The sequence below is a fragment of the Mesorhizobium xinjiangense genome (genome assembly GCF_009749525.1).
GTDB classification, from domain to species: Bacteria; Pseudomonadota; Alphaproteobacteria; order Rhizobiales; family Rhizobiaceae; genus Mangrovimarina; species Mangrovimarina xinjiangensis.
In genome coordinates this window covers 42,350-58,246 of record NZ_WOAC01000016.1, presented here as the reverse complement: position 1 = coordinate 58,246, position 15,897 = coordinate 42,350, and the positions used below count along the sequence as shown (strand labels likewise).

The following is a 15,897-nucleotide window of genomic DNA, read 5'->3' as shown; positions in this document are numbered from 1 at the left end:
AGTTCATGGCACTTTTGAGGACAGCCCGTCCTTTGTTGCGGCAATGCTTGAAGAACGCTGCCTTTCCGCACGGACGCCCGGCTTGTTCTGGTTCAGGCCATTCACCTCCTCGGTCACCGCGCCATTGAGTATGGCCTCGAAGCGTTCGAGCGCCCGGGCCACATTGGCGCCGTCCATGACCCGGTGATCGTAGTGGATCCGCACGCTGACGCGGCCCTCCTTGTCGATCGGCCCGTAGTTGAACAGCGTCGTCAGAGGCGAAAGTGGATTGAACGATTCAGCCCCGAGACCGGAATAGACCGAAAGCTGGAAGGTGCCGAAGAAGTTCGCTCTTTGCCGGCCGATATTCAGCCCCAACCACATCAGGAAGTGGCGCAGCGGCGCGGGCAGTCGGGCGAATTTCAGCGCCCTGCGGAAATCCTTGACCTCACCGAGCGGACGCGACCGCGCCTCCACAATGGCGGCTTCGATCTCGGCAATGGCCAGGTTCTCGGGCGCCTTGATGCGCCCCAGCAAAACCGCCCGCTCGTCGCCGAATTCGCGCTCATAGGCCAGCGAAGCGACGCTCACCGGATATTCGTAAAGCCGAGGCGACGGCAGCTTGACATAAGCGCGCCGCAGATCCGGCACCTCCTGCGCAAGAAGCGCGTAGCCTTTCAGGAAAAGCACGGTCCAGGAGGGCCTTTTCGACGCCTGCGACCTGGCATGAAGGAGGCGGTCGATCTTCATGTTGCGCTGCACCGTGATCCGCGGCACGCCGACCGAAAACCGCATCAGGTCGCCGACCAGACGTCTGGGCAGGGAAAGCTTTATGGACCGGCCACGCATTCCAATTCCCTAATATATATATGGTATCAGCCGCTTCGTCCGCTCCATATAGGTGCGATATTCGGGGCCGAAATTCGACAGCATCATGCGTTCTTCCTTGTCGACGCGCAGGAAAAACAGCACCGCAAAGCCGACCAGCCCGACCGGTCCGGCGAACCAGTTGGGCAAAAGCAGGGCCTGGCCGAGCGCCATGAGAAGGAAGGACGTGTACATGGGATGGCGCACGAGCGCGTAGGGACCGGAAGCGACCAGCATGTGCTTTTCACGGATCTCGAGCGTGATCGACCAGTTGCGCCCGAGCTGCTTGTGCGAAATGCGAAAGACGGCGAGAGCGGCGGCAAAGGCAATGGCGCCGAGCGCAACGATCCACCCGCTTGGCGGGTAGTCGGCCTGGCGCGGAAATCCGGTTGCCACGTAAATGCCCGGCAGGACGGCCATGCCGACAAGCGCCGCGATGAGGCCGAGGCTGTCGGCAGCCGTGCGGCGTCCGCTGACCACGCGAACCCGCCGCGCACGCCGCTCGAACGGGTAGCGGATGACGTACCAGCCGACGACGCCCAGCACCCATAGGATCTTGCCTATCGTCGCCGCGGCGATGCTCACGTCAAATTACTCCCGGTTCGCCGGCGATACGGTGTGCGACAATTCAGGCCGCACCGAGGCGCCAGCATATCCGGCCGCTCGCGCGGCCCGGCACATGCGGAATTGATGCCCAGCCCCTCACCCCGACGATGAGGAAGCGGCAATGCCTGCAGCATTGGCGCCGGTATTCATCTCGCGAAGCTTGGTGATGAATTGCTGCGGACGCAACCATATTGCCGGCGTGCGCAGCCCCATCGACTTGGCGATGTCGCCGGTAAACGCATTGCAGTTGTAGAGCGCCGCGTGCCAGACGGGAGAGCTGTTTTGCAGCTTGCGGATATCGGCAACGACTTTCCTGTATTCGGGCTCGCTCAGCATGATGCGCCAACTCGCTGAGCGGTATTCTTCCTCAAGGTCGCCGTCGCTCCATCCCGTCTCCGCCGGAACAGGCACCATATGGCCGAGCACGTATGGCGCGGCCTCCTCCGACTTGGGATGCAATCCGGCCACTTCGGGATTGACCATTTTGCCGGCTTCGTTGAGGCGCCCGAAGACGACATAGGTATGGCCGTAGCTCAGCGCATAGCGCGAGCGAAATTCGATGAAATAGCGCTTGTCTTCGTTTTGCGAAAGATTCGGCCCCGACGTTGGATTGCCGGTAGCAGCCAACGGTAGAGCGGCTACGTCACTGCCGATGCCGTTTGAAACATATCTCGGCTGGGGAGCCTCGTCCTGCGTCTGACATGCGGTCAGAACAAGTACAACCAGGACAACGAGCCATCGACGGCTGCCTGCTATCGTCATTCCAATTCCCAAGTCCAGACCCGCCGCAAGCCCTGAAGACTCGCAGACGCTCTCACAATCCCGCATCTGCAAGATTGCACTCGTGTCAGTTTACACCGCCACGTCCAAATCGGCCGCCACCACAGCGACCGAACATTGCAAATCGGCGCAGCTGCGGGAAAAGGCCCCCCGGTCCTTCCCCGCAGTGCTGATAGCCGAACTTACTTGTATACCGGTGCCGGTTCGGGCGCCGGAGCAGGCTCGACGACCGGCGGCGGAGCTTTACCCTTGCCCTTGCCGATACCACCGGCACAGGAACTCAGGCTGGCCACGCCAAACGCGGCAATTACGGCTACTAGAATTCTGCTCATCAAGTAATCCTTTCCCCACTTGTGGAATAGATTCGAAGGCAACGAAACCATGAATAACGGCAAAAGGCACCCTCGCCTAGTGCAAGAAGGACACAGTCGGCATCCAGAATTCAGCAATCGGGACCAATCGGGGCATCATGCAAAACACCACAATGCTTGAAGGATTCGCCATGGCGCAGGCCGTCGCCGCGCACCCAGACCTCAGATGACCAGCACCGCGGTGCCTCTCGGGACACGCTCATACAAATCGACGATATCGTCATTGGTTAGCCGGATACAGCCGCTCGAAACTGCTGTGCCGATTGTCCAGGGCTCATTCGTGCCATGGATGCGGAACATGGTATCCTGCCCGCCGCGGTAGAGATAGAGCGCCCGCGCGCCGAGCGGATTGCTGGGCCCGCCAGGAACGCCGCCGGCATATTCCATCAGGTGGGGCTTGCGTTCCAGCATGCTCTGCGTCGGGGTCCACGATGGCCATTCGGCCTTGCGCCCGACTTTCGCATGCCCTTTGAGCGTAAGGCCCTCCTCGCCGACACCGACGCCGTAACGGGTCGCCCAGCCGTCCTCCTGGACGAAATACAGAAAACGATCGGTTGTATTGACGACGATCGTCCCGGGCGCCTCGTCGCCGTCATATCTGACACTGCGCCGCTTGAAGCGCGCATCCGGCTCGGGCGGCGCGGGAAATGCGTAGGATCGAGTGACCCCCATGTCTCCGATCACAGGTGAGCAACCGGATGCCAGTCCGGCCGCCGCAGTTACAAGCCCGCCCAGCATCAACCCCCGGCGCGTCATATTTCCATCGGACATGTCGATATACCTAGATCTCACTCACCGATCGGTGGAGATTGCAGAAGCTGCATAGCGGCTTTTCTTACCACCCAATGTATTGCCAGCCAAGTGTTGCAAGCCTGACGGAGAAACCGGCGCGGAAGTGTTGCCGCGCGGACACGAATGCCGGCATGCGCTCAGCCCAGCTCATCGATCACCATGTCGGCGATCGGGATCGCTGAGGTGGCGGCGGGCGATGGCGCGTTGCACACGTGAAGCATCCGATCGGTCCTGGCGAAGAGGAAATCGTGCACCAGCGTGCCATCGCTCTTGACCGCCTGGGCACGAATGCCGGCCGCGCGCGGCTGCAGATCCGTCAACTCAAGGCCGGGGCAATACTTGCGGCATTCAGCCAGATAGCCGGACTTCCACAGCGAGTTGCGCAGTTCCGACACGGCGGAGGCGCGATATTTCAGCACCGTCTTCCAGAAGCCGCCGAAGGTCGCGAAATCGAACGTGTCGGCCAGATTCACGCCAAGCTTGGCGTAGGTCTCGCGGCCGAGCCCGATGACGGCGTTCGGGCCGACCGTCACCGAGCCATCGATCATGCGGGTCAGATGAATGCCGAGAAACGGCAGATCCGGGTCGGGGATCGGATAGATCAAGTGGCGGACGATCTCGTTCTTCTCCGGCGGCAGTTGATAATATTCGCCGCGGAACGGCACGATCCGGTGGTCGATCTTGAGCCCGGCCATGACCGCCAGCCTGTCCGACTGCAGCCCGGCGCAGGCGATCAGCTTGCGCGCCCGCCAGCTTCGGCCGGGCGTGTCGACGCTGACGCCGTCGCCGGTCTCCGTGATGCCGGTGACCTTCTGGCCCAGCGCGATCTCGCCGCCGCCCGCCTCGATCTCGCGCGCCATCGCCCGGCAGACCTCGCGATAGTCGACGATCCCGGTCGAGGGCACCAAAAGCGCCCCAAGGCCAGCGACATTCGGCTCGCGTTCGTTGAGTTCTTCCCCCGACAGGCGGACGACCTCCACCTGGTTCGTCTTCGAGCGCTCGTAAAGCGCATCCATGCGCTGCATTTCGAGCCCGTTCGTGGCGACCAGCAGCTTGCCGCAGACATCGAAGGCGATGTTGTGGGCGGCACAGAAATCCTTGGTCGCCTGGGCCCCCTTGCGGCACAGCTCGGCCTTCAGGCTGCCGGGCGGATAGTAGATGCCGGCGTGGATGACGCCGCTGTTGTGGCCGGTCTGGTGGCGGCCGACGCTGTCTTCCTTGTCGAGGACGACGACACTGCAGCCGGGCTGCCGCTCGACGAGGCGCATGGCGATCGCCAGCCCGACTATGCCGCCGCCGATGACGCAATAATCATAGATCATGGAGTTCCTGAAATCCTGCCGAGGGAGCCAGGGGCCGAACGACCCCGGGCCAAACAGGATAGGTCAATCGCCGCGGCGGTCAACGCCGATGCGTTACACAACCTCGAAGAAGGTCAGGCTCACATGGTCGGTGCCGCGCGTGCCGGTGCCGACGAACATGGTCCGGTTCAGCCATTCATAGCGCGCGTCGCCGGTCTCGAAGCTCGGCCGCGTGCGCATGTAATAGCTGGCAGGATCGACCGCCTCTCCACGGGCCAGGCGCTCCAGCACCTCCTTCGGGCCGTGGCGATAGCCGAAATTGCGGATATCGATCACCGCCCCGTCATGCGTTTCCATCGCGTAGCGCGTGTCGAGCTCGGCACTTCCGTCGGCAAGGACGGTCTGCCAGTCCGCCCCGAGGTCGAGAATGCGGCCCGCAAGGCGCTCGCCAGTGACCGTGCCGCCGACGATGGGAATGATGCGCCGCTTGCCGCGTGGGGCGTCACCCAGTTCGATCGGCGCGCCGAGCTCGACCTTGAGATCACACAGATGGCGGAGTTCAGGTTCGATCATTTCATGGTTCCCGGCAGGAAGAGGACGATGGCGGGGAAAAGTACGAGAATGGCCAGCCGGATGATGTCCGCGGCGACGAACGGCAGAACGCCGCGGAAGATCGTCGGCAAGCTCACGTCACGCGAAATGGTGTTGATGACGAAGACGTTCATGCCGACCGGCGGCGTAATCAGACCAAGCTCGACCGTCATGACGATGATGATGCCGAACCAGATCGGGTCGAAGCCGAGTTGCAGGATGACGGGATAGACGATCGGCACGAGCAAAATGATCATTGCCATGGCGTCGAGAATGCAGCCCATGAGCAGGAAGAAGCCGAGAATGACGGCCAGCGTGCCATAGGCGCCAAGATCCCAGGAGACGAGGATCGCGGTAATCTTCTGCGGGGTCTGGGTGATCGCCAGGAAATAGCCGAAGAGGATGGCGCCGATCAGGATCGTGTAGATGGCGACCGAGGTGCGCAGCGCCTCGATGAGGCTTTCCATGAGCGCGCGAAATCCGAGGCGCCGGCGCAACATGCCGATCAGCGCCGTCAGCACGGAGCCGACGGCGGCCGCCTCCGTGGCGGTGGCGATGCCGAGATAGATCGAGCCGATAATGGCGATGAACAGGACAAGCACGGCCCACACGCCGGCCAGTGACCGCACCGCCTTGCCGAGCTCGAAGGTCACGCCTTTTGGCAGCTTGCGTCCATGGGCGACGCGCACCGTGGCCATATACATCAGCACCGCCAAGAGCCCCGGCACGACACCGGCGATGAAAAGCCTGCCGACATCCTGCTCGGTGATATAGGCGTAGACCGCCAGCACGACCGACGGCGGAATGAGAATGCCGAGCGTGCCGCCGGCCGCGATTACTCCGGTCGAGACATCGTCGGGATAGCCGACGCGCTTCATCTCGGGATGGGCGATCTTGGTCATGGTGGCGGCGGTGGCGACCGAGGAGCCGCTGATGGCGGAGAAGCCGGCGCAGGCGGCAATCGTCGACAGCGCCATGCCGCCGCGAAACTGCCCCAGCCAGGCATAGCCGGCGCGAAACAGCTCGCGCGACATGCCGGAATTTGTCGCCAGAACACCCATCAGAATGAAGAACGGGATCAGGCTCAAATTGAAGTCGGTAACGGTGCGGATCGGCGATTGCGCCAACAGGTTCAAGGCCGGCTGAACGCCGGCGATCGCGGCAAAGCCGCCGATGCCGACAAGCCCCATGGCGACGCCGATGGGAACGCGCAGCGCCATCAGGGCAAAGAGGATCACGAAGCCCGAAACCGCAACGATGTCTGATTCACTCATACCGGCTGTTACTCATGCGTGTCGTCCAGAGACGAAGAGGCTTCGGCATCCTCGAACGCGTCGAGCCCGCCCTCGCCGCGCGCAATGATGAGGATGCGGGCGACGATGGCGACAATGCTCACCGCCGCACCCGCTGCAATCAGCGCCATCATCGGCCAGGCCGGCAGCCTGAGATCAAACGTCGCCTCGCCGCTGGCCGCGGCACTCAGCACACGGTCCCACATCTTCCAGGAAAGCAGCGCCGCGAAGACGAGGAGAACGCTCCAGGCAAAGATGTCGACAACGCGGCGCAATCCGGCCGGCATCATCTCGGCGAAAATGTCGACCTTGATATGGGAGCCGCGAAAGCCGACGCTGGCAAAGCCCCACAGGATCGCCGCTCCAAGCAGGAAACGCGAAATATCGAAGGCATCGGGAATGGGTGCGGCGAAGACATAGCGGCCGATCGCCGAAGCGACGATCAAGAGCGTGATCGCGGCGAGCAGGACCGCCGCAACCTTCTCGATGGCAATCGAGAGCGTCTCGAGGGCCCGGGCAAATCGCACGCCGCACCTCCTCCTTCGTCAATAAGCGCGACGGGCCTACTCGTAGAGCGAACCGTGGCGCTTCAGCGCGTCGACATATTCCTGATAGATCGCTTCAGGATCGCCGCCCGCGGCTTCGACGTCCTTTTTCCACTGGTCGACAAGCGGGGCGGCTGCCTCGCGCCAGAGCTCGATCTCCTCCCCGGTCGGCTCGTAAAGCGTATGCTCGCCGGACTCTATCATCTTGTCACGTCCGGAGGCTTCGTTGTCGGCCCATCCGGTGGAAAATTTCTGCGACCATTCCGACGTGCAGTGATCGTCGATCACCTTCTTGTCCTCCGGCGCCAGCCCCTCATACTTGGCCTTGTTGATGAGGATCATCTGCGAGGAAATGTAGAATGGCATGTCGAGGTGATACTTGGTTTCGCTGTCGATGCCGAAGATATAGATCGAGTTCCAGGGGAAGGTGATCGCGTCCGCCGTGCCCTTGGCCAGCGCTTCCCGCGCCTCCGGCGCCGGCACCTGGATGCTGGCCCCGCCGAGATTGGAGACGAAGCGCGCCATGGTGGCGTGGGCCGGACGGACGTTCATGCCCTTGATGTCGGCCGGCACCTTGACCTCGGTCTTGGAATGCATCGTGCCGGGATCATGCGGGTTGATCAGGCAGAACTTGACGTCCGACATTTCGGTCGGCGCGTATTGGGCGTACCATTCATGCAGCGCGGCGGCGCCGTTCTTGGCGTCTTTGACGTGAAATGGGATCTCGGCGAGGCTGTAGATCGGAAACCGTCCGGCCTGATAGCCGGGATTGACGTAGCCCATATCGGCGATGCCGTCGCGCGTCATGTCGTAGTGGTCGGGAGGCGAGCCGAGCTGCGAAGCGGGAAAGACGGTGATCGATATCCGGCCGCCCGACGCTTCGGAAATGGATTTCGCCCACGGCTCGATGCCCATCGTCTGCACCGGATGCGTCGGCGGCAGCCAGTGGGCAAGCCTGAATTCGACCTCGGCGGCAAATGTCGGCGATGCGACAGTGGTCAACAACACGGCAAGCGCCGCGCATCCTGTGCGTAGCATTGGAAATTCCTCCCTCAATCGCGCCCGGATCCCACATGCTCCAACCGGCCCGGACAGGCAAAAGTTATGGCATAGAACTATTCAGTCAAGGCGGAAACTGCGCCGGTCCAGCTATTTCGCAGAAATGAGCCCATTTCCGCAGCTGGCGGATTGTCTCCAGCTGTGCCGCAAGAGCCTTGCCAATTGCCTCATATTTAAATAATCTCTTCATGCAAGAATATCAGTGAGGACAGATGCCCGACCAGCATACCTTGGGGCGCGGCCCTGCAGACAGCGGACGCGCAGAGCCGATTGACGACGACAGCATGGCGGAAGGGGCCGAATTGCCTCTCCACGGACTGGTCGTCGTCGATATGAGCCAGTTCCTGTCGGGGCCCTATTGCTCGCTGCGGCTGATGGATCTGGGCGCCCGCGTCATCAAGATCGAGCGACCCGGCCAGGGCGACCTCTCGCGTCAGCTCTATCTGAGCGACACCGAGATCGGCGGCGATTCGACGATCTTCCACGCCATCAACCGCGGCAAGGAGAGCCTGGCCATCGACCTGAAAAAGGCGGAGGACGTCGATGCTCTGCGCAAGCTTCTGGCGCGCGCCGACGTGCTGATCCAGAATTTCCGGCCCGGCGTGATCGAGCGGCTGGGGCTCGACTACGAGAGCGTCAAGGCGCTCAATCCGGGCATCGTCTACGCGTCGATCAGCGGCTACGGCGAAGAGGGACCGTGGGTGATGCGGCCGGGCCAGGACCTGCTCGCCCAATCGCGCTCCGGCGTCATGTGGCTGAACGGCGACGAGGGCCAGGGCCCGGTGCCCTTCGGCCTGGCGGTTGCCGACATGCTGGCCGGCGCGGCCGCCGCGCAAGGCATCCTGGCCGCGCTGGTGCGCCGCGGCATTTCCGGCAAGGGCAGCCATGTGCAGACCAGCCTGCTGGAGGCGCTGGTCGATTTCCAGTTCGAGGTTCTGACGACGTTTCTAAACGACGGCGGACGCCTGCCCAGACGCTCGAATGTGCGCAGCGCGCACGCCTATCTGGCCGCGCCTTACGGCGTCTATCCGACGCGCGACGGCTTTCTCGCCATCGCCATGACGCCGATCCCGAAGCTCATCGACCTGATGGAGCTCGATACGCTCGAACCCTATCGCGACAAGCCGCAAAGCTGGTTTTCGGAGCGCGACGCGATCAAGGCCGTGATCGCCGCAAAGACGGTGACCCGGACAACGCAGGAATGGCTGGAGATCCTCGAGCCGGCCGATATCTGGTGCTCGAAGGTGCTCGACTGGAACGACCTTCTCGATCACGACGGCTTCAAACTGCTCGACATGCTGCAGACGGTCGAGCGGGAGGACAATGTCGCCATCCGCACCACGCGCTCGCCCATACGCGTCAACGGCCAGCGGCCCAAGGCGGCGCGCGCGGCCCCGCGCATCGGCGAACACAGCGCAGCCATCCGCGAGGAGTTCGGGCTGTGACGACCAGGCTGAAAGGCATGACGTGGAGCCACCCGCGCGGCTTCGATCCGATGGTCGCCTGCTCGGCGCTCTGGCGGGAAAAGACAGGCGTCGAGATCGAATGGGACAAGCGGTCGCTGCAGGATTTCGAGTCCTTTCCGGTCGAAGAGCTCGCGCGCAATTACGACCTGATCGTCATCGACCACCCGCATGTCGGTCAGATCACGGCGGAGGATTGCCTGGCGCCGCTCGACGTGCCTGGACGCGAGGCCGAACGCGAAGAGCTCGCGGCGGGCAGCGTCGGCCGCTCCTATGAAAGCTATGCCTGGGAGGGCCGGCAAAGGGCCTTTCCGATCGATGCGGCGGCACAGGTGCTCGCCTGGCGCACCGATCGCCTGGACGCGCCGCCCGCAACATGGAGCGACGTGCTCGTGCTTGCGCGCGACGGACAGGCGATGCTGCCGCTCAGACCGCCGCACAACCTGATGAGCTTCTTCACCCTGGCGGCCAATCTCGGCCATCCCTGTGCCAGCACGGCCGGCCCGGAGATCATCGCGCCGCAGGCCGGCGCGACCGTCTTCGAGATGCTGCGCGAACTGGCCGACCTGGTCGATCCGGCCTGCATGGAGATGGACCCGATCGCGGTCTCGGAGCGCATGGCCGAAGACGGATCTCCCATCGCCTGCGCGCCGCTCATCTACGGCTATGCGAATTACGCGATTGCCGGGTTCCGGCCGCATCGCATCGCCTTTGCCGACATCGCCGCGGCCGGCACCAATGGCTCCGCCGGCTCTGCGCTCGGCGGCACCGGCATTGCCGTTTCGGCACGCTCGAGCGAGCGCGCGGCGGCGATCGACTTCGCCTATTGGGTGGCCAGCGGCAGTGTCCAGCGCGGGCCGTTCGCCGAAGCCGGTGGCCAGCCGGGCCATGCCGCTGCCTGGGACGACGAACGGGTCAACGCGGCGACGGGCGGCTTTTACCGAGACACGCGGAAGACACTGGATGGCGCCTGGATGCGGCCGCGCCACGACGGCTATATGGCGTTTCAGCAGGCAGCGTCGGACCGTCTGAATGCGGGCCTCGTGGAGAAGGAGCCGGCCGAGACGGTCGTTGCGGACTTGAACCGGCTGTTCGCCAGTTAGAACATGTCCCGCTCAAACGAGCCCGTTTGAGCGAAAGGTACATGTTCCAGCATATTGATCTGGCGCGCATATCTTTGCTTCAACGTTTCCGTTTGAAGCGAATGCGCGCCAAGGCCCTGCTTAACATGATCGATATGCCGATCTCGACCTATTTCGGCCATCCCTCCGGCGGCCAGTCTCTCGACGTATGGATCACACGCAAGATGGAGATCACCTCGCCGCCGGGCTTGCCGGTGATTGCGTAGGCGAGGATCATCGGAAGGCCCGCTACCGACTTCTCATAAGTGCCGGTCACACGCCCCGGACGTCCCGTCGCCATGTCGCCGAGCGCCACACCGGTCGCGCGGATCCCTTCCGCCACCCGCCGTGCTGCAGGCGGATTTTCGGTGGCGATGTAGGACATCTGCGCCTTGAGGTCTTCGAGGGCACCGCGCGACCACTGAACGGGCCGCTTCACCTCTTCCTTGCCTCGGCGGCTTCGATCACGGAGACAAGCTCCGCCATGGCGTCTTCATGCGGTACCACGCGTCTGGCTTCCACATCGGCAAGACCGTGCTGGATACCCTCGATGATCTCGAGTTCACGATCCACAAAGGTGGCAACTGCTTCCGCCGCCAGAAAGGATCGACTGCGCCTGGTGTCTTGCGCCAACCGCCCCAACTTCTCCTTCACTTCGGGACTGACGCGGATGGTCATCGTGGTGCTGGCAGACATGGAAACACTCCGTGCTTGAATGTGTACATTCTACCACAAATGCCAGCATGAGCCAGCGTTCAAAGTCTCCAGATGCGCCGTGCATTGTCCGCGTAGAGCCGGGCGCGCTCGTCGGCGCTGGCGCCTGCAAACAAGGCCTGGGTCGCCGCGACCCAGGTCGACAGCCCACCGCCCAGCGTGCAGACCGGCCAGTCGCTGCCCCAGACCACCCGGTCCCAGCCAAAACTTTCGACGACGTGTTCGACCCATGGTCCGAGCGTCGCCACCGACCACGAATCGGGATCGGCATAGGCGACGACGCCGGAAATCTTGGCGACCACGTTCGGTCGCCGCGCGATCTCGGCAATCTGCGCCCGCCAGGGTTCCATCTCCCCGGCCTTGATGTCGGGCACGCCGCAATGATCGAGCACGAACTGCACGTCGGGCGCCAGATCGGCCAAGGCGATGGCCTTGGGAATCTGGCGTGGCAGCACGCAGAGATCGAAGGTGAAACGCGTGCCGGCGAGACGCTTGAGGTTTTGACGAAAAAGCGGTGCGTCCGACAAGTCGTCGGGCATGACATGCAAGACGCGGCGGAAACCCCTGACGAGGGGGTTGGCCTGCTGGCGTTCCAGATAGGCGGCAAACCCCTCCTCCTCCGGCCGGCACGACGCGATGGCGCCGACGATCAGGCTCTTCCGGCCTTGGGCGAGCCCGCCGACATATTCGGTCTCCGCCTCGATCTGATCCTCGGCGACATCGACCTCCATGTGCAGGCTCGCCTCGATGCCGACGCGCCGCGCCTCGAGCGCATAGGTTTCATAGGAAAAATCCCGGTTGAGCGCCGGCGCCTCCTCCAGCCACGGATAGCGCAACGCCTCCAGGTCAATCACATGCAGATGCGTATCGACGAACATGGCGGACCTCCTCACAGATTCCACGCCATAGCCTCACAGGAAAATCATCTCTTCAAATAAGAATGCTACTCCTGGCCCATATCCGAACCGGCCAGCTTCGACAGTTCGGCGGTGGTCTTCAGAAGCAATTGCATCGTGCCCGAGATATCGGGCGCGTCCTTCGCGTTGACGAGGGCAATATAGGGCACGGTGAGCGCGGCGATCGCCTTGCCGTCCGGCCCCAGCACGGGCGCCGACAGATTGAAGACGCCGGCGGTCTGAGCGCTCGACATCATCTCGTAGCCGCGCTCGCGGATCTGATCCAACCGGTCGAAGAACTCTTGCGAAAGTTCGGGCTTTTCACCGCTCTCGAGATTTTCGGCGATCATCATCTGGCGCTCTTCGGGCGAGCGAAACGCCAGAAGCACGTGACCGGAGCCGGTATCGAAAAGCCCGATATGCGAGCCGACGCGAATCGAGATGCCCCAATAGCCCGGCGCCTCCTGCTGGGCGATGACGACCGCCGAGCCGCGATCGAACACCGCCAGCTGATTGGCCTGCCGGGAGCTTTCGGCAAGCTCGCGCATCAGCGGCGTTGCATAGGAGACGAGCCGGCGCACCGGCACATGAAGCTGCGCCAGTCCGAACAGCTTGAGCGTCAGGGCGTAGCGGTCGCCATCGATACGCGTGACATAGCCGCGCCGCACGAGGCGGTCGAGCATGCGATAGAACTCGTTGGGGCTGCGATCGAGCCGCTTGCCGATCTCGGCCTGGGTGAGCCCGCCGTCGACCCCGGCCAGCAGTTCGAGGATATCCAGCCCCTTGTCGAGGGCGGGGGCGCGGTAGCGATCGTTCTCTTCGTCTTTCACGGGCATCTCCAGTGAAGATAAATCTTCATATATGCATCGCCACTGCCGGCGCAACGCAGTTTTCGCTTGACGCTCAAAATAGCAGATGTTTGTATATAAATTAAGCCCTCACCAATGAGGGTGACATGCAAAGACGCCTTCCGCGATTGCGCTGGAGGCGATTGCCCATTGGGAGGATATCCATGAACAGATTGCTCTCCGGCGCGTCTGTCGGCGCCCTGGCACTGGCGCTCAGCGCCGCCACGGCCGCCGCGCAGGACTTGCCCGGAAAATTCGACGGTGTGACGATCGACGCGAAGCTGATCGGCGGCCAGCAGTACGAGGCCCTCTACGCCCGCATCGCGGAGTGGCAAGAGGCGACCGGCGCCACGGTCAATGTCGTCTCCAAGAAGAACCATTTCGAGCTCGACAAGGAGATCAAATCGGACATCGCGACCGGCACGATCAGCTGGTGCGTCGGCTCCAACCACTCATCCTTCGCGCCGCAATATCCCGGCATCTACGCAGATCTCGCCGCGCTGCTGCCGCAGGAAGAGATCGACGCGTTCGTGCCGGCCAACATCAAGGCGTCCACGCTCGACGGCAAGCTGGTGATGCTGCCGCGCGCCCAGTTCGACGTCTCGGCGCTCTATTATCAAAAGAGCCTTTACGAGGACGAGGCGAAGAAGGCCGAATTCAAGGAGAAATACGGCTACGACCTGGCGCCGCCGGACACCTGGCAGGAAGTTTCCGACCAGGCCAAGTTCTTCGCCGACCCGCCGCAGTTCTACGGCACGCAGTTCGCCGGCAAGGAAGAGGCCATCAACGGCCGCTTCTACGAGATGGTTGTCGCCGAGGGCGGCGAATATCTCGACGCCGAGGGCCGTCCGGCCTTCAATTCCGAGGCCGGCGTGCGGGCGCTCAACTGGTTCGTCGACCTCTACAAGGCCAAGGCCGTTCCGGCCGGCACGACCAACTATCTGTGGGACGATCTCGGCCAGGGCTTCGCCTCGGGCACCGTCGCCCTCAACCTCGACTGGCCGGGCTGGGCGGGCTTCTTCAACGATCCCGAGTCCTCCAAGGTCGCCGGCAATGTCGGCGTCAAGGTGCAGCCCAAGGGCTCGTCGGGCACGCGCACCGGCTGGTCCGGCCATCACGGCTTCTCGGTCACCGAGAGCTGCGAGAACAAGGAAGCCGCCGCGTCGCTGGTCTGGTGGCTGACCAACGAGGACAGCCAGAAGCTGGAAGCCTCGGCCGGTCCGCTGCCGACGCGCACGGCCGTGTGGGAGTGGGTAGTGGCCGAAGCCGAGGGCGACGCCTACCGCCAGGAAGTGCTGAAAGCCTTCCAGCAGGCGGCGGAGCATGCCTTCCCGGTGCCGCAGACGCCAGCCTGGATCGAGATCTCGAACGCCGTCTATCCTGAGCTGCAGGCCGCCATCCTCGGCGACAAGACGGCCCAGCAGGCGCTCGATGATGCCGCCGACGAGGCGACCATGATCCTCGAGGACGCCGGCGAGCTTTGATCGCCACCCATGAGGGTGCGGCGTGACATGCGCCGCGCCCTCTCATTTTGCAAACGACCGATATGATGTTCGGCGCGATAGTTGCAGAGGCAAGGCGTTCCTGTGCACCCCCCTCTGCCCTGCCGGCCATCTCCCCCTCAAGGGGGGAGATCGTCTTTGGCACTGTCGTTGCCTAATCAGGGAAGCCGAAGGATGGGGCAAGGCAAATCTGAAATCTCCCCCCTTGAGGGGGAGATGGCCGGCAGGCCAGACGGCGGTACGACGCGTAGCCGAGAGGCCAAGTCAGGCTTCTTGAAGCCTTGGAAGCTGCCCGCGCCGTTCCTGCTCTTGCTGCCGACCTTCATCGTATTGGCGGCGGTCGTCGTCATTCCGCTTCTGCTGTCGCTCTATTCGAGCTTCACGCCCTTCCGCCTGACGCGGCCGGATACGATCTGGACCTTCATCGGTCTGCGCAACTACGAGCGCCTGTTCACCGACTGGGATTTTTGGGTCGCCTTCGGGCGCACGGTGCTGCTTCTGACATTCGCCCTCAACCTGGAAATGATCCTCGGCCTCGGCCTTGCCATGCTGGTGGAGAAGGCGACGCGCGGCCAGCGGATCCTGCGCACCATCATGATGTTTCCGATGATGTTCTCGCCGGTTCTGGTGGGCTTCCAGTTCAAGTTCATGTTCAACGACAATGTCGGGCTCATCAACAACGCGCTGCAGTCGCTCGGCCTGACCGACCGGGCCATTCCCTGGCTGATCGACGGCACGCTGGCCTTCATCGCCATCCTGGTGGCCGAGATATGGTCGTCCACCGCCGTCTTCGCCATCTTCATCCTTGCCGGGCTCATGGCAATGCCGAGAGAACCCCTGGAGGCGGCGCGCGTCGACGGCTGCACGCCCTGGCAGACCTTCCGCTATGTCACCTGGCCCTTCGTCATGCCGTTTGCCTTCATCGCCATGACGATCCGCTCGCTGGACATCGCGCGCGCCTATGACATCGTGAAGATCATGACCGATGGCGGGCCGGCCAAGCGCACCGAAATCCTTTGGACGCTGATCGCGCGGACCGGCTATTCCGACGCCCGCATGGGGCTGGCCAATGCCATGGCCTATTTCGCGATTTTCCTGTCGATCCTGTTCACGGTCATCTTCTTTCGCAAGCTCGCCCAGGCGCGCAGCCAGATCGGAGCGGAGTGGTAG

General features: G+C 63.2%; 18 protein-coding genes. 4 read left to right on the top strand and 14 right to left on the bottom strand.

Annotation, left to right across the window (positions count from 1 at the left end):
• Positions 1-3: 3 nt before the first annotated feature.
• The 10 genes from GM909_RS17475 to GM909_RS17435 form a co-directional block, all read right to left on the bottom strand.
• Positions 4-828, bottom strand: coding sequence for a 2-oxo acid dehydrogenase subunit E2 (locus GM909_RS17475; RefSeq protein WP_235911958.1), 825 nt, complete (start codon positions 826-828; stop codon positions 4-6).
• Between the two features lie 9 nt (positions 829-837).
• Positions 838-1,431: a protein-S-isoprenylcysteine O-methyltransferase gene (locus GM909_RS17470; RefSeq protein ID WP_407941311.1), complete on the bottom strand. Its 594-nt coding sequence runs from the start codon at positions 1,429-1,431 to the stop codon at positions 838-840.
• Positions 1,432-1,548: 117 nt separating this feature from the next.
• Positions 1,549-2,214 carry a hypothetical protein gene (locus tag GM909_RS17465; protein ID WP_157018323.1) on the bottom strand — a complete coding sequence of 222 codons (666 nt, stop codon included), beginning with the start codon at positions 2,212-2,214 and terminating at the stop codon, positions 1,549-1,551.
• A gap of 200 nt (positions 2,215-2,414) precedes the next feature.
• A complete protein-coding gene (locus GM909_RS26090; protein ID WP_235911957.1) occupies positions 2,415-2,564 on the bottom strand; it encodes an ABC transporter in 150 nt (49 codons plus the stop codon).
• A gap of 201 nt (positions 2,565-2,765) precedes the next feature.
• The gene (locus GM909_RS17460) at positions 2,766-3,374 is read right to left on the bottom strand and encodes a L,D-transpeptidase (protein ID WP_157018152.1); all 609 of its coding nucleotides are present in this window, start codon (positions 3,372-3,374) and stop codon (positions 2,766-2,768) included.
• A gap of 158 nt (positions 3,375-3,532) precedes the next feature.
• Positions 3,533-4,717, bottom strand: a complete 1,185-nt coding sequence (gene lhgO / locus GM909_RS17455) for an L-2-hydroxyglutarate oxidase (RefSeq protein WP_157018150.1) — start codon at positions 4,715-4,717, stop codon at positions 3,533-3,535.
• A 93-nt stretch (positions 4,718-4,810) separates the two neighbouring features.
• Entirely contained in the window at positions 4,811-5,269 is a 459-nt protein-coding gene (locus GM909_RS17450) for a DUF3237 domain-containing protein (RefSeq protein WP_157018148.1), read from the bottom strand.
• Complete coding sequence (locus GM909_RS17445; protein WP_157018146.1) at positions 5,266-6,561, bottom strand: TRAP transporter large permease; 1,296 nt, start codon at positions 6,559-6,561, stop codon at positions 5,266-5,268. Before GM909_RS17445 ends, GM909_RS17450 begins: the two co-directional genes overlap by 4 nt.
• A gap of 8 nt (positions 6,562-6,569) precedes the next feature.
• Positions 6,570-7,106 (bottom strand): TRAP transporter small permease, encoded by a 537-nt coding sequence (locus GM909_RS17440; RefSeq protein ID WP_157018144.1) that lies wholly within the window; start codon positions 7,104-7,106, stop codon positions 6,570-6,572.
• 36 nt (positions 7,107-7,142) lie between these two features.
• The gene (locus GM909_RS17435) at positions 7,143-8,162 is read right to left on the bottom strand and encodes a TRAP transporter substrate-binding protein (RefSeq protein WP_157018142.1); all 1,020 of its coding nucleotides are present in this window, start codon (positions 8,160-8,162) and stop codon (positions 7,143-7,145) included.
• Positions 8,163-8,467: 305 nt separating this feature from the next.
• Here GM909_RS17435 and GM909_RS17430 point away from each other — a divergent pair, with 305 nt between their 5' ends.
• Together GM909_RS17430 and GM909_RS17425 are read left to right on the top strand one after the other, a co-directional pair.
• Positions 8,468-9,628 carry a CaiB/BaiF CoA transferase family protein gene (locus GM909_RS17430; RefSeq protein WP_157018321.1) on the top strand — a complete coding sequence of 387 codons (1,161 nt, stop codon included), beginning with the start codon at positions 8,468-8,470 and terminating at the stop codon, positions 9,626-9,628.
• Positions 9,625-10,749 carry an extracellular solute-binding protein gene (locus GM909_RS17425; RefSeq protein WP_198174293.1) on the top strand — a complete coding sequence of 375 codons (1,125 nt, stop codon included), beginning with the start codon at positions 9,625-9,627 and terminating at the stop codon, positions 10,747-10,749. Before GM909_RS17430 ends, GM909_RS17425 begins: the two co-directional genes overlap by 4 nt.
• A gap of 148 nt (positions 10,750-10,897) precedes the next feature.
• Here GM909_RS17425 and GM909_RS17420 read toward each other — a convergent pair whose 3' ends face one another.
• The 4 genes from GM909_RS17420 to GM909_RS17405 form a co-directional block, all read right to left on the bottom strand.
• On the bottom strand, positions 10,898-11,206 hold the full coding sequence (locus GM909_RS17420; protein ID WP_157018140.1) for a type II toxin-antitoxin system RelE/ParE family toxin: 309 nt from the start codon (positions 11,204-11,206) through the stop codon (positions 10,898-10,900).
• A complete protein-coding gene (locus GM909_RS17415; protein ID WP_157018138.1) occupies positions 11,203-11,463 on the bottom strand; it encodes a CopG family ribbon-helix-helix protein in 261 nt (86 codons plus the stop codon). Before GM909_RS17415 ends, GM909_RS17420 begins: the two co-directional genes overlap by 4 nt.
• A 59-nt stretch (positions 11,464-11,522) precedes the next feature.
• Positions 11,523-12,359, bottom strand: coding sequence for an amidohydrolase family protein (locus GM909_RS17410; protein ID WP_157018136.1), 837 nt, complete (start codon positions 12,357-12,359; stop codon positions 11,523-11,525).
• A 65-nt stretch (positions 12,360-12,424) separates the two neighbouring features.
• Entirely contained in the window at positions 12,425-13,207 is a 783-nt protein-coding gene (locus GM909_RS17405) for an IclR family transcriptional regulator (RefSeq protein ID WP_157018134.1), read from the bottom strand.
• A gap of 182 nt (positions 13,208-13,389) precedes the next feature.
• Here GM909_RS17405 and GM909_RS17400 point away from each other — a divergent pair, with 182 nt between their 5' ends.
• Both GM909_RS17400 and GM909_RS17390 read left to right on the top strand, forming a co-directional pair.
• Positions 13,390-14,709, top strand: a complete 1,320-nt coding sequence (locus GM909_RS17400; RefSeq protein WP_157018132.1) for an ABC transporter substrate-binding protein — start codon at positions 13,390-13,392, stop codon at positions 14,707-14,709.
• A 291-nt stretch (positions 14,710-15,000) separates the two neighbouring features.
• Positions 15,001-15,897, top strand: a complete 897-nt coding sequence (locus GM909_RS17390) for a carbohydrate ABC transporter permease (RefSeq protein WP_157018317.1) — start codon at positions 15,001-15,003, stop codon at positions 15,895-15,897.

Bases quoted from the DNA above. Each gene is read 5' to 3' on its own strand.
- GM909_RS17475 (WP_235911958.1), bottom strand. From the start codon at position 828: ATGCGTGGCCGGTCCATAAAGCTTTCCCTGCCCAGACGTCTGGTCGGC.
- GM909_RS17465 (WP_157018323.1), bottom strand. From the start codon at position 2,214: ATGACGATAGCAGGCAGCCGTCGATGGCTCGTTGTCCTGGTTGTACTT.
- GM909_RS26090 (WP_235911957.1), bottom strand. From the start codon at position 2,564: ATGAGCAGAATTCTAGTAGCCGTAATTGCCGCGTTTGGCGTGGCCAGC.
- GM909_RS17460 (WP_157018152.1), bottom strand. From the start codon at position 3,374: ATGTCCGATGGAAATATGACGCGCCGGGGGTTGATGCTGGGCGGGCTT.
- lhgO (WP_157018150.1), bottom strand. From the start codon at position 4,717: ATGATCTATGATTATTGCGTCATCGGCGGCGGCATAGTCGGGCTGGCG.
- GM909_RS17450 (WP_157018148.1), bottom strand. From the start codon at position 5,269: ATGATCGAACCTGAACTCCGCCATCTGTGTGATCTCAAGGTCGAGCTC.
- GM909_RS17445 (WP_157018146.1), bottom strand. From the start codon at position 6,561: ATGAGTGAATCAGACATCGTTGCGGTTTCGGGCTTCGTGATCCTCTTT.
- GM909_RS17435 (WP_157018142.1), bottom strand. From the start codon at position 8,162: ATGCTACGCACAGGATGCGCGGCGCTTGCCGTGTTGTTGACCACTGTC.
- GM909_RS17430 (WP_157018321.1), top strand. From the start codon at position 8,468: ATGGCGGAAGGGGCCGAATTGCCTCTCCACGGACTGGTCGTCGTCGAT.
- GM909_RS17415 (WP_157018138.1), bottom strand. From the start codon at position 11,463: ATGTCTGCCAGCACCACGATGACCATCCGCGTCAGTCCCGAAGTGAAG.
- GM909_RS17410 (WP_157018136.1), bottom strand. From the start codon at position 12,359: ATGTTCGTCGATACGCATCTGCATGTGATTGACCTGGAGGCGTTGCGC.
- GM909_RS17400 (WP_157018132.1), top strand. From the start codon at position 13,390: ATGAACAGATTGCTCTCCGGCGCGTCTGTCGGCGCCCTGGCACTGGCG.